At 67.7% G+C, this 25,534-nt stretch carries 27 protein-coding genes; 12 read left to right on the top strand and 15 right to left on the bottom strand.

The window, feature by feature from the left end; all coding sequences use genetic code 11:
- Window positions 1-13: 13 nt before the first annotated feature.
- Both CCZ27_RS09910 and CCZ27_RS09905 read left to right on the top strand, forming a co-directional pair.
- Window positions 14-679 (top strand): energy-coupling factor ABC transporter permease, encoded by a 666-nt coding sequence (locus CCZ27_RS09910; RefSeq protein ID WP_096447780.1) that lies wholly within the window; start codon window positions 14-16, stop codon window positions 677-679.
- A gap of 43 nt (window positions 680-722) precedes the next feature.
- A complete protein-coding gene (locus CCZ27_RS09905; protein ID WP_096447778.1) occupies window positions 723-2,519 on the top strand; it encodes an acyl-CoA dehydrogenase in 1,797 nt (598 codons plus the stop codon).
- 116 nt (window positions 2,520-2,635) lie between these two features.
- On the opposite strand, the gene CCZ27_RS09900 is transcribed toward CCZ27_RS09905, so the two are convergent.
- From CCZ27_RS09900 to ompR, 8 genes are read right to left on the bottom strand one after another with little or no spacing between them, the layout of a single operon-like run.
- On the bottom strand, window positions 2,636-3,418 hold the full coding sequence (locus CCZ27_RS09900) for a peptidylprolyl isomerase (RefSeq protein WP_096447776.1): 783 nt from the start codon (window positions 3,416-3,418) through the stop codon (window positions 2,636-2,638).
- Entirely contained in the window at window positions 3,415-3,708 is a 294-nt protein-coding gene (locus CCZ27_RS09895) for a BolA family protein (RefSeq protein WP_096447774.1), read from the bottom strand. The genes CCZ27_RS09900 and CCZ27_RS09895 overlap by 4 nt, the downstream gene beginning before the upstream one ends.
- On the bottom strand, window positions 3,705-4,004 hold the full coding sequence (locus CCZ27_RS09890) for a YciI family protein (RefSeq protein WP_096447772.1): 300 nt from the start codon (window positions 4,002-4,004) through the stop codon (window positions 3,705-3,707). The genes CCZ27_RS09895 and CCZ27_RS09890 overlap by 4 nt, the downstream gene beginning before the upstream one ends.
- Window positions 4,004-4,612: a septation protein A gene (locus tag CCZ27_RS09885; RefSeq protein ID WP_096447770.1), complete on the bottom strand. Its 609-nt coding sequence runs from the start codon at window positions 4,610-4,612 to the stop codon at window positions 4,004-4,006. Before CCZ27_RS09885 ends, CCZ27_RS09890 begins: the two co-directional genes overlap by 1 nt.
- A 36-nt stretch (window positions 4,613-4,648) precedes the next feature.
- A complete protein-coding gene (locus CCZ27_RS09880; RefSeq protein WP_096447768.1) occupies window positions 4,649-5,098 on the bottom strand; it encodes a group II truncated hemoglobin in 450 nt (149 codons plus the stop codon).
- On the bottom strand, window positions 5,088-5,801 hold the full coding sequence (locus tag CCZ27_RS09875; RefSeq protein WP_096447766.1) for an MBL fold metallo-hydrolase: 714 nt from the start codon (window positions 5,799-5,801) through the stop codon (window positions 5,088-5,090). Before CCZ27_RS09875 ends, CCZ27_RS09880 begins: the two co-directional genes overlap by 11 nt.
- Window positions 5,802-5,805: 4 nt before the next feature.
- Window positions 5,806-7,206, bottom strand: coding sequence for an ATP-binding protein (locus CCZ27_RS09870; RefSeq protein ID WP_096447764.1), 1,401 nt, complete (start codon window positions 7,204-7,206; stop codon window positions 5,806-5,808).
- An 18-nt stretch (window positions 7,207-7,224) separates the two neighbouring features.
- Window positions 7,225-7,989 (bottom strand): osmolarity response regulator transcription factor OmpR, encoded by a 765-nt coding sequence (ompR, locus tag CCZ27_RS09865; protein ID WP_096447761.1) that lies wholly within the window; start codon window positions 7,987-7,989, stop codon window positions 7,225-7,227.
- Between the two features lie 130 nt (window positions 7,990-8,119).
- Here ompR and CCZ27_RS09860 point away from each other — a divergent pair, with 130 nt between their 5' ends.
- Genes CCZ27_RS09860 through CCZ27_RS09845 form a run of 4 tightly spaced genes read left to right on the top strand, consistent with a single transcriptional unit; the run spans window position 8,120 to window position 10,712 of the window.
- A complete protein-coding gene (locus CCZ27_RS09860; protein WP_157748534.1) occupies window positions 8,120-8,548 on the top strand; it encodes a hypothetical protein in 429 nt (142 codons plus the stop codon).
- Window positions 8,549-8,602: 54 nt separating this feature from the next.
- Entirely contained in the window at window positions 8,603-9,295 is a 693-nt protein-coding gene (tsaB, locus tag CCZ27_RS09855) for a tRNA (adenosine(37)-N6)-threonylcarbamoyltransferase complex dimerization subunit type 1 TsaB (protein WP_096447757.1), read from the top strand.
- Window positions 9,296-9,333: 38 nt separating this feature from the next.
- On the top strand, window positions 9,334-9,756 hold the full coding sequence (gene rimI / locus CCZ27_RS09850) for a ribosomal protein S18-alanine N-acetyltransferase (RefSeq protein WP_096452387.1): 423 nt from the start codon (window positions 9,334-9,336) through the stop codon (window positions 9,754-9,756).
- A 41-nt stretch (window positions 9,757-9,797) separates the two neighbouring features.
- On the top strand, window positions 9,798-10,712 hold the full coding sequence (locus CCZ27_RS09845) for a uracil-DNA glycosylase (RefSeq protein WP_232516621.1): 915 nt from the start codon (window positions 9,798-9,800) through the stop codon (window positions 10,710-10,712).
- 56 nt (window positions 10,713-10,768) lie between these two features.
- On the opposite strand, the gene lplT is transcribed toward CCZ27_RS09845, so the two are convergent.
- On the bottom strand, window positions 10,769-12,019 hold the full coding sequence (gene lplT, locus CCZ27_RS09840) for a lysophospholipid transporter LplT (RefSeq protein ID WP_096447755.1): 1,251 nt from the start codon (window positions 12,017-12,019) through the stop codon (window positions 10,769-10,771).
- Between the two features lie 154 nt (window positions 12,020-12,173).
- On the opposite strand from lplT, the gene CCZ27_RS09835 reads away from it, so the two are divergent.
- The 3 genes from CCZ27_RS09835 (at window position 12,174) to CCZ27_RS09825 (ending at window position 16,035) form a co-directional block, all read left to right on the top strand.
- Window positions 12,174-13,094, top strand: coding sequence for a LysR family transcriptional regulator (locus CCZ27_RS09835; protein ID WP_096447753.1), 921 nt, complete (start codon window positions 12,174-12,176; stop codon window positions 13,092-13,094).
- Window positions 13,094-14,464: a DNA repair protein RadA gene (gene radA, locus CCZ27_RS09830; RefSeq protein ID WP_096447751.1), complete on the top strand. Its 1,371-nt coding sequence runs from the start codon at window positions 13,094-13,096 to the stop codon at window positions 14,462-14,464. Before CCZ27_RS09835 ends, radA begins: the two co-directional genes overlap by 1 nt.
- A 125-nt stretch (window positions 14,465-14,589) precedes the next feature.
- Window positions 14,590-16,035 (top strand): NYN domain-containing protein, encoded by a 1,446-nt coding sequence (locus CCZ27_RS09825; RefSeq protein WP_096447749.1) that lies wholly within the window; start codon window positions 14,590-14,592, stop codon window positions 16,033-16,035.
- A gap of 207 nt (window positions 16,036-16,242) precedes the next feature.
- Here the strand turns inward: CCZ27_RS09825 and CCZ27_RS09820 are convergent, their stop codons facing one another.
- The 6 genes from CCZ27_RS09820 to CCZ27_RS09795 form a co-directional block, all read right to left on the bottom strand.
- Entirely contained in the window at window positions 16,243-17,130 is an 888-nt protein-coding gene (locus CCZ27_RS09820) for a hypothetical protein (protein WP_096447747.1), read from the bottom strand.
- A gap of 31 nt (window positions 17,131-17,161) precedes the next feature.
- Window positions 17,162-18,661 (bottom strand): nucleobase:cation symporter-2 family protein, encoded by a 1,500-nt coding sequence (locus tag CCZ27_RS09815; protein ID WP_096447744.1) that lies wholly within the window; start codon window positions 18,659-18,661, stop codon window positions 17,162-17,164.
- 368 nt (window positions 18,662-19,029) lie between these two features.
- Window positions 19,030-19,545, bottom strand: coding sequence for an AmiS/UreI family transporter (locus tag CCZ27_RS09810; protein WP_096447742.1), 516 nt, complete (start codon window positions 19,543-19,545; stop codon window positions 19,030-19,032).
- A 139-nt stretch (window positions 19,546-19,684) separates the two neighbouring features.
- Window positions 19,685-20,200 carry an ureidoglycolate lyase gene (locus tag CCZ27_RS09805; RefSeq protein WP_096447740.1) on the bottom strand — a complete coding sequence of 172 codons (516 nt, stop codon included), beginning with the start codon at window positions 20,198-20,200 and terminating at the stop codon, window positions 19,685-19,687.
- A gap of 85 nt (window positions 20,201-20,285) precedes the next feature.
- Window positions 20,286-21,335 carry an allantoicase gene (gene alc, locus CCZ27_RS09800; protein WP_096447738.1) on the bottom strand — a complete coding sequence of 350 codons (1,050 nt, stop codon included), beginning with the start codon at window positions 21,333-21,335 and terminating at the stop codon, window positions 20,286-20,288.
- An 82-nt stretch (window positions 21,336-21,417) separates the two neighbouring features.
- The gene (locus CCZ27_RS09795) at window positions 21,418-22,791 is read right to left on the bottom strand and encodes a C4-dicarboxylate transporter DctA (RefSeq protein WP_096447736.1); all 1,374 of its coding nucleotides are present in this window, start codon (window positions 22,789-22,791) and stop codon (window positions 21,418-21,420) included.
- Window positions 22,792-23,080: 289 nt separating this feature from the next.
- Here CCZ27_RS09795 and CCZ27_RS09790 point away from each other — a divergent pair, with 289 nt between their 5' ends.
- The 3 genes from CCZ27_RS09790 to leuE all read left to right on the top strand — a co-directional run bounded on the left by CCZ27_RS09790 (window position 23,081) and on the right by leuE (window position 25,526).
- Window positions 23,081-23,743 carry a GntR family transcriptional regulator gene (locus tag CCZ27_RS09790; RefSeq protein WP_198363312.1) on the top strand — a complete coding sequence of 221 codons (663 nt, stop codon included), beginning with the start codon at window positions 23,081-23,083 and terminating at the stop codon, window positions 23,741-23,743.
- 93 nt (window positions 23,744-23,836) lie between these two features.
- Window positions 23,837-24,739 carry a DMT family transporter gene (locus CCZ27_RS09785; protein ID WP_198363311.1) on the top strand — a complete coding sequence of 301 codons (903 nt, stop codon included), beginning with the start codon at window positions 23,837-23,839 and terminating at the stop codon, window positions 24,737-24,739.
- A 115-nt stretch (window positions 24,740-24,854) separates the two neighbouring features.
- Window positions 24,855-25,526: a leucine efflux protein LeuE gene (gene leuE, locus CCZ27_RS09780; protein WP_096447734.1), complete on the top strand. Its 672-nt coding sequence runs from the start codon at window positions 24,855-24,857 to the stop codon at window positions 25,524-25,526.
- The last annotated feature ends 8 nt before the right edge of the window (window positions 25,527-25,534 follow it).

Here is a 25,534-nt window from a genome sequence, read left to right as displayed (position 1 = left end):
GCCGGATGGCAGCATGAATCTCCAGCCGTCGCTGTTTTCGACGACGTGGCACGTCTTCATGCTGCTGCTCACCCTCGCCGTGGGGTACGACCTCTTCCGCCGCGCGCCCTGGGCGCGGTTGCGGGAGGGACCGACGCTCAACGTGATGCTCGGCTGTGCGGTCGTGCTGACCTTGGTGTGGAGCATGAAGGCCGGGGTCAAGCCCGGACTGGACCTCCATCTGGTCGGCGCCATGGCGGCGACGCTGATTCTCGGTCCGCGGCTGGCCCTGGTGGCGATGGCGCTGGCACTGTGCGGCATCACGCTGAACGGGACGACGATGTGGCTGGCGTGGCCGGTCAATTTCATCGTCACGGCGGCGGTGCCGGTACTCGTCGCGGCAGGGGTGCAGCGGCTGGTCGAACGCTGGTTCCCGGCACATTTCTTCGTCTTCATCTTCGTCATCGGCTTTGCCGGTGCCGCGCTGGCCGTCATGGCCCAGGGCGTGGTCGCGTCCCTGGCGCTGATGCTCGCCGGAGCCTATCCGGCCGACTTCCTGCTGAGCGAATACCTGCCGTTCTTCTTGCTGCTGGCCTTTGCCGAAGCCTGGATCAGTGGCGCCGTCGTGACCCTGCTCGTGATCTACAAACCGGAGTGGGTGTCGGGCTTCGACGATGAGCGCTACCTGTTGAACAAGTGACGCCAAGTCACATCTCATACGAACAACCGGAGGGAATCAACCGATGAGCAACTACGCCGCACCCATTCGTGACATGCAGTTCGTGATGCGTGAGCTGGCCGGCCTGGACGAGGTCGCCGCGCTACCGGGCAACGAGGAGATATCGCCGGATCTCGCCGACGCGATCCTCGATGAGGCCGACAAGTTCGCCAGCGGTGTGCTCGCACCGCTGAACTGGACCGGCGACCAGGAAGGCGCCACCTGGCACGATGGCCAGGTCAAGACCGCCTCCGGGTGGAAATCGGCCTACGATCAGTTTGCCGAGGCAGGCTGGACGGCGCTTGCCGGCGATCCCGAGTTCGGCGGACAGGGCCTGCCAAAGCTCATCGCCACCGCGGTGATGGAGATGTGGAAGTCGGCCAACATGGCGTTCTCGCTGTGCCCGATGCTGACCACCGGCGCGATCGAGGCGCTCATGCTGTGCGGCAACGCCGGGCAGAAGGCGATGTACCTGCCGAAGATGGTGTCGGGCGAATGGACCGGCACGATGAACCTGACCGAACCGCAGGCCGGCTCCGATCTCGCGGCCGTGCGCACCCGGGCCGAGCCGCAGGGCGATGGCACCTACCGCATCTTCGGCCAGAAGATCTTCATCACCTACGGCGAGCACGATCTCACCGACAACATCATCCACCTCGTGCTCGCCCGTCTCCCGGACGCGCCCGAAGGCGTGAAGGGGATCTCGCTGTTCGTCGTGCCGAAGTTCCTGGTGAATGCCGACGGCAGCCCGGGGGCGCGCAACGACGTGCATTGCGTGTCGATCGAGCACAAGCTGGGCATCCATGCGAGCCCGACCTGCGTGCTGGCATTCGGCGACAAGGGCGGTGCGATCGGCACCCTGGTCGGCGAGCCCAACCGTGGCCTCGAGTACATGTTCATCATGATGAACGAGGCCCGTTTCGCGGTGGGCATGGAGGGTCTGGCGCTGTCCGAGCGCGCCTACCAGCATGCGCTGCGGTACGCCAAGGAGCGCATCCAGGGTACCGAGGCCGGAGTTCGCGGCGGCCCGAAGGTGAGCATCATCCACCATGCCGACGTGCGCCGCATGCTGATGTCGATGAAGAGCCGCACCGAGGCGATGCGCGCGCTCGCCTATGTGGTGGCAGGGGCCTCGGACAAGGCGCATGGCCATCCCGACGCGACGGTGCGGGCGCACAGCCAGGCTTTCGTCGATCTGATGATCCCCGTGGTCAAGGGCTGGTGCACCGAAAGCTCGGTCGACGTGGCCTCGGTCGGCGTGCAGGTGCATGGCGGGATGGGCTTCATCGAGGAGACCGGCGCCGCCCAGCACCTGCGCGATGCGCGCATCACGCCGATCTACGAGGGCACGACCGCCATCCAGGCGAACGACCTGATCGGCCGCAAGATCGCGCGCGAGAATGGCGCGACCATCGCTGCCGTCGTCGCCGAGATGCGCAGGGTCGAAGCCGGACTGGCAGCAGCCGAGGGCGAAGCCTTTGCGGCGATCCGCCGTTCGTTCGGCGCAGGCATCACCGCGGTGGAGGAGGCGGTGGCCTACATCCTCGCCACCTATGCGAAGGACATCAAGGCGGCGTCGGTGGGTTCCGTGCCTTTCCTGAAGCTGCTCGGCATCGTGGCCGGCGGCTGGCAGATGGCACGTGCGGCGCTGATCGCACAGAAGAAGCTCGCCGCCGGCGAGGGCGATGCGCGCTTCCTGCAGGCGAAGATCGTCACCACGCGTTTCTATGCCGACCACGTGCTGGCCGAGGCGCCGGGGCTATCCTACGCCGTGGCGAATGGCGCCGCGGGCGCGCTGGAGCTTGCCGAAGAGCAGTTCTGACCCGACGACGCCCGGCGCCGCCGGGCGCCGGATGACGACAAAGGCCGGCGGATCGCTCCGCCGGCCTTTGTCTTGCTGCGTGGGGCGGAGCGAGCCGCCGCCGTGTCGTATGGGCCTTACTGGACCTTGGCCTTGCCGCGCAGCTCGAGCATGTGCTTTTCGACCTTCTGCTGCTGCAGACGCTGCTGCAGTTGCGGCTTCACTTCGTCGAACGAGGGGGCCTGCAGCGCGCGCACGTCATCGAGCATGATCACGTGGTAGCCGAAGTCGCTCTTGACCGGGGTGGTGGTGTACTTGCCCTTTTCGAGCTTGACCATCGCATCGGAGAAGGGCTTCACGAACATGCCCGGATTGCTCCAGCCGAGGTCGCCGCCGCGTTCCTTCGAGCCCGGGTCGCGCGATTCCTTGGCCAGATCCTCGAACTTGGAGCCGCCCTGGAGCTTGGCGATGATCGCCTTGGCCTGGTCTTCGGTCTCGACCAGGACGTGGCGCGGCTTGTACTCCTTGTCGCCCATGCGGGACTTGATGCCGTCGTATTCCTTGCGGAGTTCGGCATCGGTGACCGGGTTGGCCTTCACGAAATCCTGCAGGTAGGCCCGGATCAGGATCGCCTGCTTGGCCATCTCCATTTGCGCCTGGATGTCGGATTTCTTGTCGAAGCCCTTCTTGGCCGCTTCCTGGCCGAGGATCTCGCGGCGGATCAGTTCTTCGCGAACCGCGTCCCGCAACTGGTCGCTCTCGGGCGCTCCCTGGGCGCGCTGCTCGGCGATCATCGCGTCGGCGCGGGCCGACGGGATGACCGTTCCATTCACCGTGGCGATCGGCTCTGCGGCCAGCGCAGGAAGACTGAGGAAGCCGGCAAGCAGGGAAATGGCGAGACGGCTCGGAAAACTTTTCATCGGGGTTCCTCGTGACTGAGTTGCTTGGTGGCCTCGGCGGCCGAAAGGGCGCGGATGGCGAGGGCATGAATGTCGGTCTTCATCATGTCGCCAAGTGCGTCGTAAATCATGCGGTGGCGGGCCACCGTGTTTCTTGCTTCGAAATGCGGGGAGACGATCAGCAGCCGGTAGTGGCCGCCGCCGCTGCGCGCGCCGGCGTGGCCGGCGTGCAGCGCGCTGTCGTCCCCGATCTCGATGCGTTCGGGCTGCAGCGGAGCGAGCCGGGCCCGGATCTTCTCGGCGATGGTCACGGAAGAACCTTCTTGAACGGCTTGACGCTCGTGCGTGCGAACACGCCCTGCGTCACATAAGGGTCTTCGGCGAACCACCGCTCGGCGGCAGCCAGGGATTCGAACTCGGCAACCATCAGCGTACCGCTGAAGCCGGCCGGACCGGGGTCCGGCGAATCGATCGAAGGCATCGGACCGGCAAGCACCAGCCGTCCTTCGTCGCGCAGGGCTTCCAGCCGCGACAGATGGGCGGGGCGGGCATTCTGGCGCAGTTCCAGGCTGCCGGGGACGTCCTCTCCGATCAGGGCATAAAGCATCAGTTGGTCTCCTCCTCGATATGTCTGGAAAGATAGAAGCCCTGGGCCAGGACGAAAGCGAGCATCAGTCCGGTGGCGCCGAAAAGCTTGAAGTTGACCCACACTTCCTCGCTGAAGCTGTAGGCGACGTAGAGGTTGATCACGCCCATCGCGACGAAGAAGCCGCTCCACGCGAGATTCAGCCGCCCCCACACTGCGTCGGGGAGCTGGATCTGGGCCTCGAGCATCTTGCGGATCAGGTTGCGCCGGAACGCCCCCGCCGAAACCAGCAGTACGCCGCCGAAGAGCCAGTACAGCGCGGTCGGCTTCCACTTGATGAAGGTCGGGTTGTGGAAGAACAGCGTCGCGCCGCCGAACACGACGATGATGGCCAGGCTGACCCATAGCATCGTGTCCACCTTCCTGTGCTTCAGCCAGACGATGGCGATCTGCAGGAAGGTCGCCACGATCGTGGCCGCGGTCGCGATCAGGATGGGGGCCTGGGTGGCGGCGATGCCGTCGCCGAGCCATTGCACGGCCAGTGCGTGCGCCGCGTCGGGGTTGGAGCCGGCGATCTTGTAGGTGGCGAAGAAAAGGATGACCGGCAGGAGGTCGAACAGAAATTTCATGAATGCGGATTATAGAGGAGCGTTACTGGAGAACCGTTACGGCTTTGATCCATCGTCATCGCTGCCGGCCGGCGCGGACGACTCCGCGCGGTTGCGCATGTGGTTGGCGAGCGCGGCGAGGGATTCGTGCAGCCGCGTGCGCATGGCGGCATCGCCGACGAATTCGTCCAGCGCCTGGCGCATGCACAGCATCCACTGGTCCCGTTCGGCGCGGCCGATGGAGAAGGGCAGGTGGCGGGCGCGCAGGAACGGCGAGCCGTAGCGTTCGACGTACAGGTTCGGCCCGCCCAGCCAGCCCGACAGAAAGAGGAAGAGCTTTTCTTCCGAACCCGACAGATCCTCGCCATGCATCCTGCGCACGCTCCATGCCTCGGGAAGCGTGTCCATCAATTCGTAGAATCGTTTGACGATGGCACGTACCGTGGGTTCTCCGCCGATCAGTTCGTACGGAGAAAGCGGGGGCGTGGAACGCTGGTCAGGCTGCATGGATGTCGATCAGGTCGCCGTCGCGGCTGCAGCGCGACGACGGGGAAGAGCCGGCGGGACTGCCGGGACGGGAATGCCGAAGATTATTCATCAGTTCGATGAATTCGGCGCGGGATTTTCCGTGCAGGCGCCCATTGCTCAGTTTTTCCTGGGCGACGGAGCTGACGCGAAGGTTGCGGTAGTCGTGTCCCGGGTAGATCAGGGTTTCGTCGGGCAGCGACAGCAGCCGCCCGCAGATGCTGTCGTACATCGCACCGGCGTCGCCGCCGCTGAAATCGCAGCGTCCGCAGCCGCCGATCAGCAGCGAGTCGCCGGTGAAGATACGGTCGCGCCACTTGTAGGTCACGCTGTCGGGAGTGTGGCCGGGAGTGGCGATGACGCGCACGATCTCGTCGCCGAACACCACGGTGTCCCCTTGCCCGACGATCAGGTCGGGCACGCCGGCGCCGGCGGCGTTCGCGCCCGCCGTCCGGGCGCCGGTGTGCTCCTTCATCGCCTGCGTGCCCGGCGGGTCTTCCGGGTGCGAGTGGGTCTCGAGCAGCCAGACCAGATCGAGTTCGAGTTCCTGGAGCTCGTTGAGGTAGCGGCCGGCGTGCTCGCAGACGGGGTCGATCATCAGTGCGTGGCCGGTCAGGGCGTCGGCGAGCAGATAGGACAGCGTCCCTGTTTCCTCATGATGGAACTGGCGAAAAACGATGTTCATTCCTTTATCCCGTCGCGTCGTTGGACGAGATTCTAGCCTGTGCCGGCGCGTTCCCCGAGTAGGGCAGGCACAGGATCGCGCGCAGGCCGCCGCCTTCGCGCGGCGACAGGTCCAGGCGGCCCTGGTGGGCGCGCATCACGCGGTCGACGATCGCCAGCCCGAGCCCCGCGCCCTTGGTGTTGGAACGCGCCTCTTCCAGCCGGGTGAAGGGGTGGCGCATGCGCTCGACCTGGTCGGATGGAATGCCGGGGCCGCGATCGGCAACTTCGATGCAGGCCTCGTTGCCGGCGGGATAGACGCTGACGTCCACCGGCTCGTCCTCGCCCGCGTAGCGCAGCGCGTTGTCCACGAGGTTGGCGAGTGCGCGGCGCATCGGGAGTGCGCGCGCCTCGGCGACCAGGGTGTCCGGCGCGTCGAGCCTGACGTCGAGTCCGCGCAGGCGATAGGGTTCCGTGATCTCGCGTGCGAGCGTGGCGAGATCGACCTGCTGCGTCGGTTCCTGCGCATCGCCGCGGCCGAAATCGAGGAACTGGCCGATGATGCGGTCCATTTCCTCGATGTCGGCTACCATCGCGAGCACCTCGCCGGCCGGTGCGCCCGACATCTCGACGCCGAGCCGCAGCCGCGCGAGCGGTGTGCGCAGGTCGTGGGAAACGCCGGCCAGGATCAGCGCCCGGTCGGCGTCGGTGCGCGCGAGTTCGCCCGCCATGCGGTTGAATGCGCGCGCCACGACGGCGATCTCCTGCGGTCCGCTCTCCTGCTGCACGGGGGGCGTGCGGCCGCTGCCGACCATGAGTGCGGCGCGGGTCAGGTTTCGCAGCGGCCTGCTGATGCGCGACACGATCAGGTAGGCGCCGGCCAGCGCGACGAGCAGGGCTGCACTGCCCCATGCCAGCCATTCGAAGGCATGGCGCTGCTCGATGCGGTCCGCCGGCAGCATGACCCAGTACTCGTCGCTGCCGTCGTCCGGATCGAGGCGGAAGCTGACCCAGAAGCCGTCGAGCGACTTCCAGCGCACGGCGAAGCGGGTATGCTCGCCGAGCTGCTGCCGCACGTGGGTCGTCAGCAGTCTGAGCGGACGGGTGTCGGGAAGCGGTTCGACGTCGTCCGAGGGCTCCGCCGGGTAGATCCGTATGCCTTCGAGCGCGGCGAGTTCGATCAGCAGGTCGATGCGGCGCTCGGCATCGGCGTTGATGAGGGCGGTGCGGGTCAGGTTGACGACGCTGGCGACCATCTGCGCCACGTCGCGCGCGCGCGCCGGTTCCTCGAAGTAGCGGAAGATCTGCGACCAGACGCCCAGCGCGACGATGAGCAGCAGGCCGACCAGCAGAAAGGTCTGCCACAGCAGCGAGCGCGGCAGCCACCTCGAGAGCGGCGCGGCCAGCGCGCGCGGAAAGCCGGACATCGACAGCCGGATCGCGGGTTACTCTGCGCCGTCGGCGGCCGGCTTGCCGTCGTCCGGCCCGGACTTGCTGTCGTCCGGCACGAAGACGTAGCCGAAGCCCCACACCGTCTGGATGTAGCGGGGCTTGGCCGGATCGTCCTCGACCAGCTTGCGCAGGCGGGACACCTGCACGTCGATGGCCCGATCGAACACGCCGTATTCGCGTCCGCGCGCAAGCTCCATCAGCTTGTCCCGCGACAGGGGCTGGCGGGGGTGCTGCAGCAGCACCTTCAGCAGCGAGAACTCGCCGGTCGTCAACTGGATGTCCTCGCTGTCGCGCGTCAGCGAGCGCGTGCCGAGGTTCACCTGCACGCGGCCGAACGACACGATCTCGTCTTCCGGCGTCGGCGCGCCAGGCAGGGTCTGCGGCTGGCGCCGCATGACTGCCTGGATGCGCGCGACGAGTTCGCGCGGATTGAACGGCTTGGCAAGGTAGTCGTCGGCACCCATCTCGAGGCCGAGGATGCGGTCGACGTCGTCGCCCTTCGCGGTGAGCATGATGACGGGTATGAGGTTCTCGGCGGCACGCAGGCGCCGGCAGATCGCCAGACCGTCTTCTCCCGGCAGCATGAGATCGAGCACGATGAGGTCGAAATGTTCGCGATGCAGCGCACGGTCCATCATCGGCGCATCGCCGACGGCCTTCACGGCGAATCCCTGTTCCAGGAGATAGCGGGACAACAGCTCGCGCAGGCGGGCGTCATCATCGACCAACAATACGCGGTAGCGGGTTTTTGCATTCATGGGCCGAATCCTATCCTCGCCGCAGCCGGCGTGCCAGTGGGCGGCGCGGGCTGCGATCGGGCGCCGCGGTAACGCTTCGTAAGTGCCTGGAGCAAGGGCAACATCGGCTTACAAAAGGCGTCCGGAGGTGATGTGGGGCGCTATCCATCATTGCCCGATTGCCGTATGTTCCGGGGTGTCGTCAACACACATACTATCGCGGGCGTCCGCGCAGGTCCGCGAGTCCGAGATGAAGTCTTCCGTCTCATCAGTCGCATTCGCCCGGCGCCGGAGCATCTGCATCCTGCACCTCGCGCTCGCCTTGCTGTTGCCGCTCGTCGGCGTCGAGGCCCACGCGCGTTCGCCGATGTTCGATGGTTTTGCCGCCGCCGAAAATGAGCGGCAGCGGCCCGAGCGCCCGGCCGGCCTGCGCGAATCCCTCGTGCCGCGCGGGGATCGCGACGAATCTGCGCAGCGGCGCAAGCTCAGCAGCGAGGAGCGCAGCGCGCTGCGCCGCGATCTGCGTGACGCGATGCGCGGCGCCTATCCCGAGGACCCGCGTCCGCGGAAGAGGAACTGACGTCCTCCGGTCGGGTGAGGACTGCGGACATCCCAGCCGGTAGAATGCCGGCGCATGAACATTCTTGCGATCGAAACCTCATGTGAGACGGGCAGCATCGCGCTGCTCAGCGAGGGACGCATTCTCGAAAGCGAACTCGACGGCGTCGCAGCCCACTCGGAAGGCGTCCTGCCGGCCATCGACTGGCTGCTCGGCGAAGCAGGGCTGGCAGTGAGCCGGCTCGATGCGGTCGCATTCGGCAGCGGACCGGGCGCATTCACCGGCCTGCGCCTGGCGTGCGGGGTCGCGCAGGGCCTGGCGCTGGGCGGCGGCGTGGGGATGGTGGCCATCTGCAGTCTGGAGGCGCTCGCGGCACAGCACGCGGAAGACCGCATCGTGGCCGCGACCGACGCGCGTCTGGGCGAAATCTATTGCTGTGCCTACGTACGCGATGCCGACGGCGTCCTGCAGGCGGTGGGCGAGCCGTCGTGCGGCCGGCCCGACACGCTGCCGCTGCCGCCCGGGGAGTGGTTCGGCGCGGGTTCCGCGTTCGCCGTCCATGCCGAGGCATTGCGTGCCCGGCTGGCCGGCAGGCTCTCCGGCTGCGCGCCGGATGCGATTCCGCGCGCGCGGCAGGTGGCCCTGCTCGCCGCGCGGCGGGTGGCGCGCGGCGAGTCGATCGCACCGCAGTACGCCGCGCCGCTCTATGTGCGCGACAAGATCGCACTCACTACCGCAGAGCGCCTGGCCGGCGGAGGCCGGGCTTGAAATCCCGCGATCCGGCGGACGGCGTCGAGTTCGCGCCGATGGCCGAGCACGATCTCGACTGGGTCGTCGCGTGCGAGCAGGATCTGCACGCCTTTCCGTGGACGCGCGGGAACTTCGCCGATTCCCTGGCGGCAGGCTACAGTTGCTGGGTCCTCAGGGTGGCCGGGCGGCCGGTGGGTTACGCGGTGATGATGCTGGTGCTCGACGAGGCGCATCTGCTTGACATCAGCATCGACCGGCAGGCCCAGCGCGGCGGCCACGGCGCGACCTTGCTGCATCACCTGCGGAACGAGGCGCGGCTTCATGGTGCGACGCAGTTCTTTCTCGAGGTCAGGCCGTCCAACGGGCCGGCCCTGAATCTTTACCGCAAGCACGGGTTCGAGCACGTCGGACGCCGGCGGGACTACTACCCCGCGGCCGACGGTCGCGAAGACGCCATCGTGATGAGGTGCGAGCTATGAATGCGGCCGCGCGTTCTTCGGGCAGGAACCGGCGCGGAGCGATGCTGCGCGAGATGGGCCTGGGGCCGATCTGGCGGCTGCGCAGCCGCGCGGATGCGGAAGCGCAGCCGCAGGAGGAAGCGGGCGCCGCGGCCGCACCCGCCGAAGGGCCGGGGTTGCAGGCTTGCGCGCAGGCATCGACCCCGGCGCAGCCGGCGGTGGCCAAGGGCATGCCGGCGGAGCTTCTGCCTGCGACGGGTTCCCGGCCTGCCGGCAGCGGGAACGCGGGCCGTGCCGCGCCGACCGAATACGGCCATGCCGCGCCATCCGCCGCGACATCCATGCCCCGGGCGCCAGCGCCTGTCGCGCGGAGCCACGGTGCGGATGCGGAGCGCACCCGGCGCATTGCCGCGCTGGGGTGGGACGAACTCGAGGCCGACATCCGCAATTGCGCGGCCTGCGTGTTGTGCGAGCGGCGGCGCCAGGCCGTTCCGGGCGTCGGCGACCGGCGCGCGCGCTGGATGCTGGTAGGGGAGGGGCCGGGGGCGGAGGAGGATCTGCGGGGCGAGCCCTTCGTCGGCCAGGCCGGCAAGCTGCTGGACAACATGCTCGCGGCGATCGGCCTGAAGCGCGGAGAGGATGTCTACATCGCCAATGCGGTGAAATGCCGTCCGCCCCATAACCGCACGCCGGAGGCGGGCGAGGTGGCGGCCTGCCTGCCCTACCTCGAGCGTCAGATCGAACTCGTGCAGCCGCGCCTGCTGGTGGCGCTCGGCCGTCCGGCCGCGCAGGCGCTGCTGGAAACGGAGGTGCGGATCGGCGCGGCGCGCGGCAAGCTGTTCGAGTACCGCGGCATCCCGGTGGTGGTGACCTACCATCCCGCCTATCTGCTGCGCAATCCGCAGGACAAGGCCCGGGCGTGGGAAGACCTGTGCTTCGCGCGGCGCTGCATGCGGGAGCGCGAACTGCAGCAGTAGGCGCGCCGGCTCCGGGCGCTTCGGGCGGCCGCGCGGCGCGGCGGCCCCGGCGAAACTCAGTGGACGTGGTCTTCCAGCAGCGACACTGCGTCGTGTTCGCGCTGGTTGAGTTCGTGGCGCAGCTTCACCAGGTACATGGTGACCGCCACGAACAGGCCGAACAGGACGATCACCGTGGTGATCGACATCCCGAGCATGATCAGCACGGCATAGCTGCCGGTCATGATGAGGATGGACAGGTTCTCGTTGAAGTTCTGCACCGCGATCGAGTGGCCGGCGCCCATCAGGATGTGGCCGCGGTGCTGAAGCAGGGCATTCATCGGCACCACGAAGAAGCCGGCCAGGCCGCCGACGATGATCATCAGCACCATCGCCACGCGGGTATCGTTCACGCCGATCATCACCAGCACCATCAAGCCCATCGCGATGCCGAGCGGGATCACCTGCACTGCCCGGCGCAGCGTGACGAAACGTGCGGCCATCACCGCGCCGACCGCGATGCCGATGGCGACGACGCCCTGCAGCATCGACGCCTCCGACAGCGACAGGCCGAGATTGTGCTCGGCCCACTTGATCACGATGAACTGCAGCGTGGCGCCCGCGCCCCAGAACAGCGTGGTGACGGCGAGCGAGATCTGGCCCAGCTTGTCGCGCCACAGCAGTCTCAGGCAGTGGTTGAAGTCGTGTATCAGGTACAGCGGATTGTTCTTGAGCGGCTTGTGGTCGACGCCGGTGTCGGGGATATAGATATTGAAGCCGGCGGCGATCAGGTACAGGGTGCCGATCATCAGCACGCCCGCCTCGAAGGCGGAATCCACCAGCGGCGGATTGAGCGCGAGCAGCCAGGACGAGACGTCGTCGCGGATGAGTATGCCGCCCATCACCGTGCCCATGATGATCGCGCCCACGGTGAGGCCCTCGATCCAGCCGTTGGCGACGACGAGCAGGCGATGGGGCAGGTACTCGGTCAGGATGCCGTACTTCGCCGGCGAGTAGGCGGCGGCGCCGAGGCCGATCACCGCGTACGCGAACAGCGGATGCACGCCGAAGAACAGCATCAGACAGCCGCCGATCTTGATCGTGTTGCTGATCAGCATGACGCGCCACTTGGGCATCGAATCGGCATAGGCGCCGACGAATGCCGCCAGGCCGACGTAGGACAGCGTGAAGAAGAGCTTGAGCAGCGGTTCGTATTCGGCGGGGGCCGCCATGTCCCGCAGAAGGGCGATCGCAACGATGAGCAGGGCGTTGTCGGCGAGCGCGGAAAAGAACTGCGCTGCCATGATGATGTAGAAGCCGAGCGGCATCGTGTTGGTCGAGCGTCGCGATATCGGGAGCGCGGTTTATAACATGAAGCCGTCTGTCGTGTGATGACCGGGCGCGCGCGCCGTGCGGAGATCGTGATGAGATCGATCCGGTTTTGTGATCTAATCCCGTTCATAAAACAGGCTTATCACGATCATGGCAGATCGCAGACTTCAGGTTTTCCACGCCGTGGCCAAACACGGCTCCTTCACCCGCGCGGCCGAGCATCTCTTCATGACGCAGCCGGCGGTCACCTTCCAGATCAAGCAGCTCGAAGAGCATTTCGACACCCGGCTGCTCGACCGCGGGCACGGCAAGATCAGCCTCACGCCCGCGGGCGAACTCGTCCTGGCCTATGCGGAACGCATCCTCGGCCTCTCCGAAGAGCTTGAGTCGCGCGTGTCGGAACTCACCGACGAGCTTGCCGGCACGCTCAACATCGGCACCAGCACGACGATCGCCGCCTACTGGCTGCCCCATCTGCTCGAAGGCTTCAAGCGGCGCTATCCGCGGGTGGTGCCGCGTGTCGTCGTCGGCAACTCGCAACTGACCGAGGATCGTGTCGCCGCACGGGATCTCGACATCGGCCTGATCGAGATCGTCAGCGACCAGAACTCGATCGAACGCCGCAGCGCGGCGCGCGACGAACTGATGGTGATCTGCAGCACGGATCACCCGCTCGCCCGCTTCGAGCGGCTCACGGCGGCCGATCTCGTCGGCCACCCGTTCATCAACCGCGACACCGGCAATGCCATCCGCCAGCTGGCGGAAGAGTTCTTTGCCGCGGCGGGCATCCAGATGAGCGAGATCCCGCTCTGCGCCGAACTGGGCAGCCTGGCGACGGTGAAGCACCTGGCGGCGGAAGGCATGGGCTTCGCGATCGCGTCGCGCGCTGCGATCCAGCGCGACGTGCGCGAGGGCAGGCTGATGGGGATCCCGCTCGAGCCGCGGATGTTCACCCCGCTCGAGGTCATCATCCCGCGCGACAAGTTCCGCTCACGCCTCATCACCACTTTTGCGGACTTCGCCTGCGAAGAGTTCGCAAGAATGGCGCAAGAGGTCGACAAGGCCGATTGATGGCGAAGCCCAGGACGGCCTACATCTGCACCGAATGCGGTGCGCAGCTCGGCCGCTGGCAGGGGCAGTGCCCGCAGTGCCAGGGCTGGAACACGCTGGTGGAAGGTGTCGTCGAGCAGGCGCCGGCGGGCGGCGGGCGCTTTGCCGCGATCGCCGGGCAGACCAGCCGCCTGCAGCCCTTGTCTTCCCTGCAGCCGCGGGAGGAACCGCGCCAGCCCACCGGGCTCGACGAATTCGACCGCGTGCTGGGCGGCGGCCTGGTCGGCGGCGGCGTGGTGCTGATCGGCGGCGATCCGGGCATCGGCAAGTCCACGCTGCTGCTGCAGGCCCTGTCGAACCTGGCGGGCAGCCAGAGCGCGGTGTATGTCAGCGGCGAAGAGTCGGGCGAGCAGGTGGCATTGCGGGCGCAGCGGCTGCAGCTCCCGGCGTCGCCGCTGCAGATGCTGGCCGAGATCAACCTGGAGCGCATCCTCGACGTGCTGCGCGACAGCCGCCCGCGCGTGGCGGTGATCGACTCGATCCAGACGGTGTATTCCGAGGCGCTGCAGTCGGCGCCCGGCTCGGTGGCGCAGGTGCGCGAATGCGCGGCGCAGCTCACCCGCTTCGCCAAGCAGAGCGGCACCAGCCTCATCATCGTCGGCCACGTCACCAAGGACGGTACGCTGGCCGGGCCCCGCGTGCTGGAGCACATCGTCGACACGGTGCTGTATTTCGAAGGCGACACCCACTCCAGCTTCCGGCTGATCCGCGCCTTCAAGAACCGCTTCGGCGCGGTCAATGAACTGGGCGTGTTCGCGATGACCGAGCGCGGCCTGCGCGGCGTTTCCAACCCCTCGGCCATCTTCCTGTCGCAGCATGGGCAGCAGGTGCCCGGCAGTTGCGTGCTGGTCACGCAGGAAGGGACGCGCCCGCTGCTGGTCGAGATCCAGGCCCTGGTCGATGCCGCCCACAGCCCCAATCCGCGGCGGCTGTCGGTCGGCCTGGAGCAGACGCGCCTGGCGATGCTGCTCGCGGTGCTGCACCGGCACGCCGGCATCGCCTGTTTCGACCAGGATGTGTTCGTGAACGCGGTCGGCGGAGTGAAAATCGCCGAGCCCGCCGCCGATCTGGCCATCCTGTTCGCCATCGTGTCGTCGCTGCGCAGCCGGGCGCTGCGGCGCGGCCTGGCGGTGTTCGGTGAAGTGGGCCTGGCCGGCGAGATCCGCCCGGCGCCGCGCGGCCAGGACAGGCTGAAGGAGGCGGGCAAGCTCGGCTTCGACGTCGCCATCGTTCCCAAGGCCAATGCGCCCCGGCAGGCGCCCGAAGGGATGCGGGTGATCGCGGTCGATCGCATCGAGCAGGCGCTGGAGCAACTGCGCGACCTGGAGTGAAACAGCCCGCGCTCGCTTCGTCCGCTGCCCCTGAGGGCGCTCGGCGGCTTCGGATGGCCGGGCGCCGCTGGAATGAGAAACCGTCCGCCACGCCGGGAGCGTTCGCGGACCCATTGGAGAACGACATGGCTTCACCGTCCGACAGCGTCAGCATGGCGCTGTTCTGCGACTTCGAGAACGTCGCCCTCGGCGTGCGCGATGCGAACTACGAAAAGTTCGACATCAAGCGCGTGCTTGAGCGCCTGCTGCTCAAGGGCAGCATCGTCGTCAAGAAGGCATATTGCGACTGGGATCGCTACAAGAGCTTCAAGGCTTCGATGCACGAGGCCAACTTCGAGCTGATCGAGATCCCGCACGTGCGCCAGTCCGGCAAGAATTCCGCCGACATCCGCCTCGTCGTCGACGCGCTCGACCTGTGCTACACCAAGTCGCACGTCGACACCTTCGTCATCATCAGCGGCGATTCCGATTTCTCGCCGCTGGTGTCCAAGCTGCGGGAAAACGCCAAGCAGGTGATCGGCGTCGGCGTCAAGCAATCCACCTCCGACCTGCTGATCGCCAACTGCGACGAGTTCATCTTCTACGACGATCTCGTGCGCGAGAGCCAGCGCGCGGCGAAGAAGGAAGCCCGCGAGGCGCAATCCTCCGGCAAGCGCTCGCCGGAAGAGGACAAGCACCGCCGGGAAGAAGTCGAGGCGCGCAAGTCGCAGGCGATCGAATTCGCGGTGCACACCTTCGATGCGCTCTACGCCGAACGCGGCGACACCGGCAAGATCTGGGCGTCGGTGCTGAAGGAGGCGATGAAGCGGCGCAAGCCGGATTTCAGCGAGTCGTACTACGGCTTCCGCGCCTTCGGCAACCTGCTCGAAGAGGCGCGCGCGCGCGGCCTGCTCGATTTCGCCCGCGACGAAAAGGCGCGCACCTACGTCTTCCGCGGCAATGCGGAAGGCGGGCGCGTCGAGAACTTCGCGGGGCACCCGGCGGCGGAGCCGGCGGAGATCCCGGCGAAGACGGAGGCGGGCAGGCGGCGGGCCAAGGCGAAATCCCGTGCGCCGGCCGATGCCGAGCCGCAGGAGCACGTCCCGGCCGAAGCCGCCGGGGAGGCGGCACCTTCGGCCGGGCATGCCGCTCCAGGGACGGATGTCGCGGCGGAAACCGGCGCCGGAGAACAAGCGGCGGCAGCCGAAGAGGGAAGCGGCAAGCGGCGCAAATCCGGTGCCGCGCGCGGCGGAACGGAGCGCAAGCGTACCCGCAAGAACGCCGACGAAGCAGGCCCCGCCGAGATCGTTCCCGACAGGACGGTGGAGACGGCGCCCGCCGCGGCGAAGCCCCGGGCACCGGCGAAGTCCCGGGCGCCTGCAAAGCCTCGGGCATCTGCGGCGCCCGCCGGACACGTGCCCGCCATCGAACACGCACCCGTTGCCGAGCACACGCCTGCCGCAGAGACACCCGAGCCGGCTTCCGCGGCGACTCCGGCGGAAGTCGAGGCTGCGCCCAAGAAGCCGCGCAAGCCGGCCAGCCGCGGCCGTCGGCCGCGCAAGCCGGAACTGCCGCCCGACGCCAGCCAGTAGGCTGGTATCACAGAGACCGGGCGCTGCGGACGCTGCGCCCGGGAATCGAACCCGAGGGCGGACGCGGCGGTCATCCGCGGCGTTTCGGGTGCAGCCGGAGGTGGATCGCCGCACGGCGCCGATCCACCTGCCCGGCCACGGCCGATGGCATGCCGGGCCCGTTGCCGCCGCAAAGGGATGGCAACGGACCTGGCGATCAGCCGGCGATCAGAAGTGCCATTCCATCTGGAAGGTCGGCGTATCGGTGTCGATGCCCGGTTTCTCGCGGCCGCTGGCGAAGGCGTGGTTGCCGAACTTGTTGCGCCACAGTTCGTAGCCGACACCCATCAGGAAGGTGTTCTTCCTGCCGCTGACCATCTGGCCGACGTCCACCATCAGCGAGGTGCGCATCAGGATCTCGGCCTCGGTCTTCACGCCGGCGTAGTCCTTGCCCTTCTCGCTCAGATGATTCAGGAAGCCCTGGAACTTCAGCGGCACCGGGCCGGCCTGGAAGGGGATGCCCCACGACACGCTGATGATCCACTGCGGCTCGAACGAGACGTCGCTCTTCGGACACGGGTCGAGTCCGCCCGGCGTGCCCGGATTCAGGCCGCAATGGTTCCACTCCTTGCCGGCGAGCAGGCTCACGTCGAGAAAGCCCGGCACGTCGAACTTCAGCGTCGGGCCGGCCACGATCAGGCGCTTGCGCGGCGCGAAGGCGGTGTTCTTGGTGTTGAGTTCGAAGCCGGCGGTGAGCGCCACCTCCTTCACCGGCCCGAAGGCGAGGTTCTTGTCGAAAGCCTTGCCGAGGTGGATCTGGTGGCGGTAGGTCAGGTAGAACTCGGTCGCGCCGTTGCCGCCGCCGATCGCGTTGCCGCTGGACGGGTCCTTGTCGTCGGACTGCAGGATGTCCAGGTTCACGAAGTTCTGGCCGATCGAGTAGCCGCTGGCGTGGGTGAATTGCAGCACGTGCTTCTCGACGTCATTGACGTTGTTGGGCTCGCGGAACCCGGTGCCGTAGCGGTAGCCGATGAAGGTGTCGCTCCAGGTCGCGGCCAGGGCGGCGGGCGCGGCCAGGGCAATGGCGAGGGCGGCGGCGGTGCGTTGCGCTTGCATGCGGATGTCTCCGTTTCGTTGTGGTTATGGCTCAGTGTGCTTCGGCCGCCTTGGCCGCCTCGATGGCACCGGCGCGGTCTTCCTTGCCGCCGTTGAAATAGAGGTTCAGCAGGACGGCGGAGATCGCGGTCAGCAGGATTCCGGATTCGAGCAGCGGGTGCAGGCTGTGCGCCATGTGCTGCGTCCAGCGCGGGGCGACCAGCGGCACCAGGCCGAAGCCGATCGACAGCGCGACGATGTACAGGTTGTTGCGGTTGCCCTTGAAGTCGACCGAGGTGAGGATGCGGATGCCGGTGGCGGCGACCATGCCGAACATCACCAGGCCGGCGCCGCCGAGCACGAAGACGGGCACGGATTCCACCAGCGCCGCCATCTTCGGCAGCATGCCGAGCACCATCATGATCACGCCCGCGGCCACGCACACCCAGCGGCTCTTGACGCCGGTGACGCCCACCAGGCCCACGTTCTGCGAGAAGCTGGTGTAGGGGAAGGTGTTGAAGACGCCGCCGATCAGCGTGCCCAGGCCGTCGGTGCGCAGGCCGGCTGCCAGCTCGTTGCGGCCGATGCGCTTGTCGGTGATCTCGCCCAGCGCCAGGAACATGCCCACCGATTCGATCATCACCACGATCATGACCAGCGTCATGGTGAGGACCATCACCGGATCGAAGACCGGCATGCCGAAGGCGAAGGGCGTGACGACGTCGAACCAGTGCGCCTTGTCCACCTTGTCGAAGTGCATCTTGCCCATCACCACCGCCACCACGCAGCCGACGACGATGCCCAGCAGCACCGCGATGTTGGCGACGAAGCCGCGGCCGTAGCGGACGAGCAGCAGGATCACCACCAGCACGAAGGCGGCGACCGCCATGGTGTCGAGCGCGCCGTAGTCGGGGTTGTCGACCATCGGGATCGGGCCGGGCAGCTTCGTCAGCCCGGTGCCCGCGGCGGCGGCCTTTTCCTTCGCGCCGTCGACCATCTGCACCAGCCCGGGCACGTCGACGCTCTGCGCCAGGTGGGCCGGACCGCCCATCGCCCAGCCCACGCCGACGCGCATCAGGCTGATGCCGATGATGGCGATGATGGTGCCGGTGACGACCGGCGGGAAAAAGCGCAGCAGCCGGCTCATCAGCGGCGCGATGAAAATGGAGATGATGCCGGCGCCGATGATCGCGCCGAAGATCGCCCGCGCGCCGTCCGGCCCGCTCTGCACGTTGGCCATCGCCACCATCGGCCCGACGGCGGCGAAGGTGACGCCCATCATCACCGGCAGCTTGATGCCGAAGTACCTGCCGAAGCCCAGCGACTGGATCAGCGTCACCAGGCCGCAGCAGAACAGGTCGGCGGAAATGAGCATCGCCACCTGCTCGGGCGTGAGGTTGAGCGCCCGGCCGACGATCAGCGGCACGGCGACCGCGCCGGCGTACATCACGAGCACGTGCTGCATGCCCAGTGCGGCGAGGCGGCCGCCGGGCAGTTTCTGGTCGACGGGATGGACCTGCCGGCTGCCGCCGTCCGGTGCGTGGTCTGACATGGTTGTCTCCTGGCTTTTTTTCGATCGTCTTTCGTTCGCCGCCGGGCCCCGCATGCCGGGAGCCGGATGGCGCGGCGGTTCGGGGCATCGCGCCGCGGGCTCGTTCCGGTTCTTCCGCGGAGGGGCCGGCGCGTAGCGGCGTGGTCTGGCCGGGCGGCGGTGCTGCATCGGCTCGTGGCGCAGTCTAGGGACTCGTCCTCGCCGGTGGTGCGTGCCTGGCTAATAGCTGAAATAAGAAAATTTATATTTTTGCGGCGCAATATCCGCGGCAGGGTTCTGCGGCCGACCCGGTTTCCCGCCGGAAAAGGCGAAGGCCGTGCGTCCGGTGGAGCGCACGGCCTTCGATGGCAAAGCGGATGACGGCCGGGCTAGCGCAGCGTGCCGGTCAGCAGCAGGTAGCCCGGCAGCCAGCCGGTGAAGATGCCCTGGCCGATGGCCATGCCGGCGGTGATGCGGGTGATGGGCTTGTGCAGCGCCAGCAGCAGGAAGAAGAGCAGCCACAACACGGCCCACGCCGCCCACGACAGCCCCAGCCACCAGTCCCGGGTCGTCGACGCGATGCGCAGCGTATCGATGGCGACCGGAACGGCGGTGATGGAAACGAAAAGGCTGAACCAGCCCAGTCCGCGGCCGTCCGCGCCGGTCAGGCGGTTGAAGGCCACCCACAGGTAGGTGAAGGAAAACAGCAAGGACAGCGCGGCCGCCTTGATCGAGGCACCGTCGGCGCCTTCGCCGAAGGCGAGCTTCAGCGACACGAGCAGCGTCAGGCCGCCGGTGAACAGGTTGATGATCGATATCTCGCGATCACCGATCCTGCCCAGCATCCACAAGCCATTGAGAATCAGGACCGCGCCGACGTAGAACAGCGACAGGCCGAGCAGCATTGGGCACTCCTTTGGTGCATTGGGTCCGGGCGGAGTGTAGGGGCTGGCGGTTCCGGCGCAGGCTGCGGGCGCTGATACGGCGGATCAGCGAATGCATATCACACCGGCAGCGTCCCGCCCCGCCGGGTGCCGGTGGCGTTCAGCATCCGGTATGGGCGATCACGCCGGGCGTTTCGAGCAGGATTTCGTCGCAGTTGTGCCCGGGTCCTGATCGATCGACGACGAGGAAGTCGCAGACGCCGTCGAGGGCGAGCAGGGGGTGGTGCCAGACGCCGGTGGCGTAGTTGACGCCCTGGTCGCCACGGGCGAGGAAGACGCGCAGCGCCTCGGCGCGGGGCGGCGCGCCGGCGGGGGCGACGACGACGAGATAGGGCCTGCCGGACAGGGGGATGAACGCCTGGGAAGCGAGCGGGTGGCGCTCCATCATCTGCACGGTGAAGGGCAGGGCGCGGGGCTGTCCGCGGAAGATGGAGACGATGACGCGGCCGTCGGGTCCGGGCTCGATGCGGGCGAGGTCGTGGTAGCGCTCGGTGTTGCCGGCGTTGATGGTGAAGTGGCTGGCGTCGTCGCTGGCCTCGATGACCTCGCCGTAGGGGGCGAAGGTCTCGCGGGCGAGCGGCCGGACCTCGAGCGGGAGGAAGGTGTCGGCGGGCATGGCGGGCTCTGTCGTGTCGGGTTGGGCGGCATGCGCCGGCGAGGGGCCGCGGCGGAAGGCTGCGCCGCGGCCCGCGCCGGGACTCTTACCTGGCCTGGACCTTGCCCCACAGGCGCAGGCGCGAGACGCCGCCGTCGGGGAAGATGTTGAAGCGGATGTGGGTGAGGGTCCCGAGCGCGGCGATTTCGCCGGTGAAGGTGTGGACGGCATCCATCTGGAGCTTCTGCTCGGGCAGCAGGGTCTGCCAGAACATGGACTGGGTGGTGATGGAGCGGTCGGTGCCGCCGGTGACATGGGCGGCCTGCACCGAGCAGCGGTCGGGGTAGTTGCCCTTGAAGAAGGCGGTATCGACTTCGATCCTGTCGACGGTGCCGGGGGCGCCCAGCTCGATCACGCACCAGTCGTTGCCGGGCTCGCGGCGTCGGCGTGTCTCCCAGCCGTCGCCCATGTTCAGGCCGCGGCCGGGCAGCAGCAGGGCGGAGGCGGCAGAGCCGAAGCTGGCGTCGTTCCAGGCCACGGCACGGCCGCCGTTCTCCATGGCGATGAGATCGACGAGTTCGCCGGCGGCGGCCTGGGCGGCCAGCGTGCCGACGGGGCGGCCATAGACGCGCAGGCGGGCGATGCCGCCGTCGGGGAAGATGTTCACCCGCAGGTGGGTCCAGGCGGCGTCGCTGGCGCACTCGAGCAGGTGATGGCTGTCGGGGCCGAGCGCGGTGGCGGGGAGGATCTCGGTCCAGGCGGCGGCCGTGAGGGTCTCGACGTCGTCGGCGTCGGAAACGGTGGCCTCGATGGAGACGGCGGGCGGATAGTTGCCGGTGAAGTGGCTGGTATCGACGTCGAAGCCGCGGATGACGCCCTTGACGCCGAGCCTGACAAGCGCCCAGTCATGTCCGGCGGTGCGCTTGCGGCGGGACTCCCAGCCGTCCATCCACTTGCCGTTGGTGTCGAACCTGCCGGGGACGAACTGTGCGGGTTCGGGGTCGAGCATGCGGGCGACGTCGGCGAAGAAGTCGTCGGAGGCGAAGAGGGCGCGTGCGCCCAGGCGGGGGTTGGCGAGGTCGACCGAGCGCAGGGCCCAGTCGGGCAGGTCGGCGGGCGGGGCGAAGACGGGGGCGCCGGGAGTGTGGCTGGCCATGGGGATTCTCCTTGTCGAGGCGTGCAGCAGCGGGTCGCGTCGAACCGGCCGCTGCTGCGGATGGATGGAACGGGGCGGCGTGTCAGCTTCGGGCGGCGGCCGGGACGGCGACAGCTTGCTCGGCCGTGTCGGCGCCTGCTTCGGCGCGCGCGGCTTCGGCGAGGGCTTCAGGGCGGATCGGCGCGTGCAGGTCGACCTCGATCTCGCCGTTCAGCACCTTGTGGGCGCGGCTGCGGTCGATGTCCTTCTCCCACACGCCGATGACGATGGTCGCGACGCAGTTGCCGATCATGTTGGTCAGCGCGCGGGCCATGCCCATGAACCAGTCGACCGACAGCACCAGCACCAGGCCGATCGCGGGGATGGCCGGGATCGCGCTCAGGGTGGCGGCCAGGATGACGATCGCCGAGCCCGGCACGCCGTGCGCACCCTTGGACGTCACCAGCGAGATCGCCAGGATCGTCAGCAGATCGATGGTGGAAAGCGGCGTGTTGGTGGCCTGCGCGATGAAGACGGCCGCCAGCGTCAGGTAGATGGAGAAGCCGTCGAGGTTGAACGAATAGCCGGTGGGAATCACCAGGCCGACGGTGGAATCCTTCACGCCCATCAGTTCGAGCTTGCGCATCACCTGCGGCAGCACGGAGTCGGAAGACGCGGTGCCGAGGACGACCAGCAGTTCCTCGCGCAGGTACTTCAGGAACTTGAAGATGTTGAAGCCGACCAGGCGCAGGATGAGGCCGAGCACGGCCACCACGAAGATCACGCAGGTCAGGTAGAACAGCGCCACCAGCATGCCCAGTTGCTTCAGCGAACCCACGCCGTACTTGCCCACGGTGAAGGCGATCGCGCCGAGGACGCCGAGCGGCGCGAGCTTGACGATGAAGCCGATGAGCTTGAAGAAGACGTGGGACAGGGTGTCGATCGCCGAGGTCACCGGACGGCCCTTCTCGCCCAGGGCGGCGACCGCCGTGCCGAACAGGATCGCGATCAACAGCACCTGCAGGATGTCGCCCTTGGCGAAGGCATCGATGAAGGTTGCCGGGATGATCTTCATGATGAAGTCGACCGTGCTGGTCGCCTGGGCGACGCGCTCGGTATAGCCCGCCATCGCGGACGCGTCGAGCGAATGCGGATCGACGTTCATCCCCACGCCGGGCTGCAGCGTGTAGGCCAGCAGGATGCCCAGCGCCAGCGCGAAGGTGGTGACGATCTCGAAGTAGACGAGCGCCTTGACGCCGACGCGGCCGACCTTCTTCAGGTCGCCCGTGCTGCAGATGCCGTGCACCACCACGCAGAACACCAGCGGCGCGATGATCATCTTGATCAGCTTGATGAAGCCGTCGCCCAGCGGTTTGAGTTTTGCGGCGAAGTCGGGCCAGACGACGCCGACGATCACGCCCAGGACGAGGGCGATGACGACCTGCCCGAACAGGGTCTTGTGGAAAGGCTTTTTCATGGTGCTCCTCGCGATCCGTATGGATGAGACCGCTTCTCGCGGTCGATTTCGTTGTAGGCCGGATCGGGCGGGGCGGGGTGGCGCCGCGGCCCTGACCGGCATCCTGTCGCGGGAGATCCGGGTAGGAGTCCGACGAGGATTGAGGTGATATATGTTTAGTAAAATGTTAGATATAACGTCAGTAATATACTAGTAAAAATTTTTTATGGTATCGACGCGAAATGTTGCCCGGAATTTGCCCTGATCCACGGGCGGTGTGAGAATCGCCCCACGATACGAGGGGGATGCGATGAACATGCCTGAGATGGAAGGGGTGCTGATGGCCGACAGGGCCTTCCTGGCCCTGCGGGAACAACTGACGAGCGGCGGCTTGCGTGCGGGCCAGTTCGTGTCGATGCCCGATCTCGTCAAGATGATCGGCATGCCGCTCGCCCCGGTCCGCGAGGCGGTCAAGCGCGCGGAGGCGGTCCGGCTCGTCCGCGTGCTTCCCAAGCGGGGGGTGGCGGTGATGGAGGCGACGCCGGCGCTGATCCGCGAGTGCTTCCATCTGCGCACGATCTTCGATCAGGAGGGCGCGCGCGAACTGGTGCGCGCGAGCGCCGCGACGGATCTGGAAGCGCTGCGGGCATCCCACCAGCGGGTGCTGGACGCCGCCCGTTCCGGCGTCACGCCGTCCCTGCAGCGCGAGGCGATGGCGGTCGACTGGTCCCTCCACGCGGCGCTCGCGGACGCGCTCGGCAACGACAGCGCGCGCGAGATCTACCTGCGCAACCGCGACCGCATCTCGGTGATCCAGCATTCGCGCCCGCTGCTGCCGGACCGCATCGTGCCGGCGATGGAGGAGCACCTCGCCATCATGGATGCGATCACCGGCGGCAGCGAGGACGATGCGGCGCGCAAGGTCAGGGACCACTTCCGCCAGACCCTGCGCTGGTGGGGCATCGTCGTCTGACAAAAAAAAGAGGCCGCGGCTGTGCGCGGCCCCAAAGTCCCGCACCCGCCTTGGCGGCGAGTGCGGGATTCGTCCCTTTTCGAGAGTCCTTGCATGCAATCCGCCCGACCCGCCACGCTGGCCATCTTCGCCCTCGTCCTCCTGTCCCTGATCTGGGGCTACAACTGGGTGGTGATGAAGGAGGTCATCCGCTACGTCGATCCCTTCGATTTTTCGGCCGTCCGCACGCTGCTGGGCGCGGCGACCCTGTTCATCGTCCTGGTGGTGCTGCGCCGGCCGATGAAGATCGGCGCGCTGCGCCAGGTGGCGCAGCTCGGCCTGCTGCAGACGGCGGCCTTCACCGCGCTGATCCAGTGGGCGCTGGTGGCCGGCGGCGCGGGCAAGACGGCGGTGCTGGTGTATACGATGCCGTTCTGGGTCGTGCCGCTGGCCTGGTGGCGGCTGGGCGAGCGGGTGGACGGCGTGCAGTGGATCTCGATCGCCATCGCCGCGGTCGGGCTGATCCTGGTGCTGGAGCCGTGGGCGATGCATGGCAGCCTCGCCAGCAACCTGCTGGCGCTCGCCGGCGGCCTCACCTGGGCGGTGGCGGCGGTCGTCGCCAAGCGCATGCGGCGCGACCACGAATTCGACCTGCTGTCCCTGACCGCCTGGCAGATGCTCTTCGGCGCGCTGGCGCTGTGCGTGCTCGCCTGGCTCCATCCCTCGCGGCCGATCGACCCCACGCCGTACTTCTTCGGCGCGCTGGCGTTCAATGCGGTGCTCGCCACCGGGCTGGCCTGGCTGCTGTGGCTGTACGTGCTGCAGCATCTGCCCACCGGCCTTGCCGGACTGTCCACGCTGGGCATACCGATGATCGGCGCGCTGGCCGGCTGGCTGGAACTCGGCGAGCGGCCGACCGCCGTCGAATTCACCGGCATGCTGCTGATCGGCGCCGCGCTGGCACTGACCAGCGTGCTCGGGCTGTGGCAGTCGCGGCGGGCCGGGCGGGCAGGGTGAGGGGCACCGCCCGGACCTATCGCCCTGCTGCCAAAAGCGGCTTCGCCGCGCCGGGTGGAAGAAACCCCCGCTGCATGGCAAAGTGGCACCCCGACCAGATTCTCCCCATGGACCGATGTTCTACGGCGTCACCGATCTCCCGACCTTCATCCTCGGCACCGTCTTCATCGTGCTGCTGCCGGGGCCGAATTCCCTCTACGTGATGTCGGCCGCCTCGCGCTGGGGCGTGGCGGTGGGCTACCGCGGCGCCTGCGGCATCTTCGTCGGCGACACGATCCTGATGCTGCTCGCCGCGACGGGCACCGCCTCGCTGCTGCGCGCCACGCCCGAACTCTTCATGGTCATCAAGTACGCCGGCGCCGCCTACCTGGGCTGGGTCGGTCTCAACCTGCTGCGGGCGGCGTGGGCCACCTGGCGCAGGAAGGCGGAGCCCGCGGCGGACGGCGCGGGCGACGCATCCCGCTATCCGGCGGTGCGCGGCGCGCCGCACCCCTTTCGCACCGCGCTGATCATCAGCCTGATGAATCCGAAGGCCATCCTGTTCTTCGTGTCCTTCTTCATCCAGTTCGTCGATCCGGGCTATGCCCATCCTGGCCTGTCGTTCCTGATCCTGGGCGCCATCGTGCAGATTTGCAGCGCGCTCTACCTGTCGGTGCTGATCTTCGCCGGCACGCGGCTGGCGGCCGGGTTCCGCCGCCATCGCCGCGTCGCCGCGGGGGCCACCGCCGGCGTGGGCGGCGTGTTCATCGGGTTTGGCGCCAAGCTGGCGACGGCGACGCTGGGATAGACGCGATA

This window comes from Thauera sp. K11 (assembly GCF_002354895.1).
In the GTDB taxonomy this organism is placed as follows: domain Bacteria; phylum Pseudomonadota; class Gammaproteobacteria; order Burkholderiales; family Rhodocyclaceae; genus Thauera; species Thauera sinica.
The sequence above is the reverse complement of the archived record's forward strand: the minus strand, read 5'-3'. Positions and strand labels throughout refer to the sequence as shown.

Excerpts from the sequence above, each read along its gene's own strand:
- rimI (WP_096452387.1), top strand. The coding sequence starts at position 9,334 with ATGGCCGAGCACGATCTCGACTGGGTCGTCGCGTGCGAGCAGGATCTG.
- tsaB (WP_096447757.1), top strand. The coding sequence starts at position 8,603 with ATGAACATTCTTGCGATCGAAACCTCATGTGAGACGGGCAGCATCGCG.
- CCZ27_RS09820 (WP_096447747.1), bottom strand. The coding sequence starts at position 17,130 with ATGCAAGCGCAACGCACCGCCGCCGCCCTCGCCATTGCCCTGGCCGCG.
- alc (WP_096447738.1), bottom strand. The coding sequence starts at position 21,335 with ATGGCCAGCCACACTCCCGGCGCCCCCGTCTTCGCCCCGCCCGCCGAC.
- CCZ27_RS09835 (WP_096447753.1), top strand. The coding sequence starts at position 12,174 with ATGGCAGATCGCAGACTTCAGGTTTTCCACGCCGTGGCCAAACACGGC.
- CCZ27_RS09810 (WP_096447742.1), bottom strand. The coding sequence starts at position 19,545 with ATGCTGCTCGGCCTGTCGCTGTTCTACGTCGGCGCGGTCCTGATTCTC.
- CCZ27_RS09845 (WP_232516621.1), top strand. The coding sequence starts at position 9,798 with ATGCTGCGCGAGATGGGCCTGGGGCCGATCTGGCGGCTGCGCAGCCGC.
- CCZ27_RS09785 (WP_198363311.1), top strand. The coding sequence starts at position 23,837 with ATGCAATCCGCCCGACCCGCCACGCTGGCCATCTTCGCCCTCGTCCTC.
- leuE (WP_096447734.1), top strand. The coding sequence starts at position 24,855 with ATGTTCTACGGCGTCACCGATCTCCCGACCTTCATCCTCGGCACCGTC.
- CCZ27_RS09805 (WP_096447740.1), bottom strand. The coding sequence starts at position 20,200 with ATGCCCGCCGACACCTTCCTCCCGCTCGAGGTCCGGCCGCTCGCCCGC.
- radA (WP_096447751.1), top strand. The coding sequence starts at position 13,094 with ATGGCGAAGCCCAGGACGGCCTACATCTGCACCGAATGCGGTGCGCAG.
- CCZ27_RS09885 (WP_096447770.1), bottom strand. The coding sequence starts at position 4,612 with ATGAAATTTCTGTTCGACCTCCTGCCGGTCATCCTTTTCTTCGCCACC.
- CCZ27_RS09875 (WP_096447766.1), bottom strand. The coding sequence starts at position 5,801 with ATGAACATCGTTTTTCGCCAGTTCCATCATGAGGAAACAGGGACGCTG.
- CCZ27_RS09900 (WP_096447776.1), bottom strand. The coding sequence starts at position 3,418 with ATGAAAAGTTTTCCGAGCCGTCTCGCCATTTCCCTGCTTGCCGGCTTC.
- CCZ27_RS09790 (WP_198363312.1), top strand. The coding sequence starts at position 23,081 with ATGAACATGCCTGAGATGGAAGGGGTGCTGATGGCCGACAGGGCCTTC.
- ompR (WP_096447761.1), bottom strand. The coding sequence starts at position 7,989 with ATGAATGCAAAAACCCGCTACCGCGTATTGTTGGTCGATGATGACGCC.
- CCZ27_RS09815 (WP_096447744.1), bottom strand. The coding sequence starts at position 18,661 with ATGTCAGACCACGCACCGGACGGCGGCAGCCGGCAGGTCCATCCCGTC.
- CCZ27_RS09910 (WP_096447780.1), top strand. The coding sequence starts at position 14 with ATGAATCTCCAGCCGTCGCTGTTTTCGACGACGTGGCACGTCTTCATG.
- CCZ27_RS09825 (WP_096447749.1), top strand. The coding sequence starts at position 14,590 with ATGGCTTCACCGTCCGACAGCGTCAGCATGGCGCTGTTCTGCGACTTC.
- CCZ27_RS09870 (WP_096447764.1), bottom strand. The coding sequence starts at position 7,206 with ATGTCCGGCTTTCCGCGCGCGCTGGCCGCGCCGCTCTCGAGGTGGCTG.
- CCZ27_RS09795 (WP_096447736.1), bottom strand. The coding sequence starts at position 22,791 with ATGAAAAAGCCTTTCCACAAGACCCTGTTCGGGCAGGTCGTCATCGCC.
- CCZ27_RS09860 (WP_157748534.1), top strand. The coding sequence starts at position 8,120 with ATGTGGGGCGCTATCCATCATTGCCCGATTGCCGTATGTTCCGGGGTG.
- CCZ27_RS09905 (WP_096447778.1), top strand. The coding sequence starts at position 723 with ATGAGCAACTACGCCGCACCCATTCGTGACATGCAGTTCGTGATGCGT.
- CCZ27_RS09880 (WP_096447768.1), bottom strand. The coding sequence starts at position 5,098 with ATGCAGCCTGACCAGCGTTCCACGCCCCCGCTTTCTCCGTACGAACTG.
- CCZ27_RS09890 (WP_096447772.1), bottom strand. The coding sequence starts at position 4,004 with ATGCTTTATGCCCTGATCGGAGAGGACGTCCCCGGCAGCCTGGAACTG.
- lplT (WP_096447755.1), bottom strand. The coding sequence starts at position 12,019 with ATGCCGCTCGGCTTCTACATCATCATGGCAGCGCAGTTCTTTTCCGCG.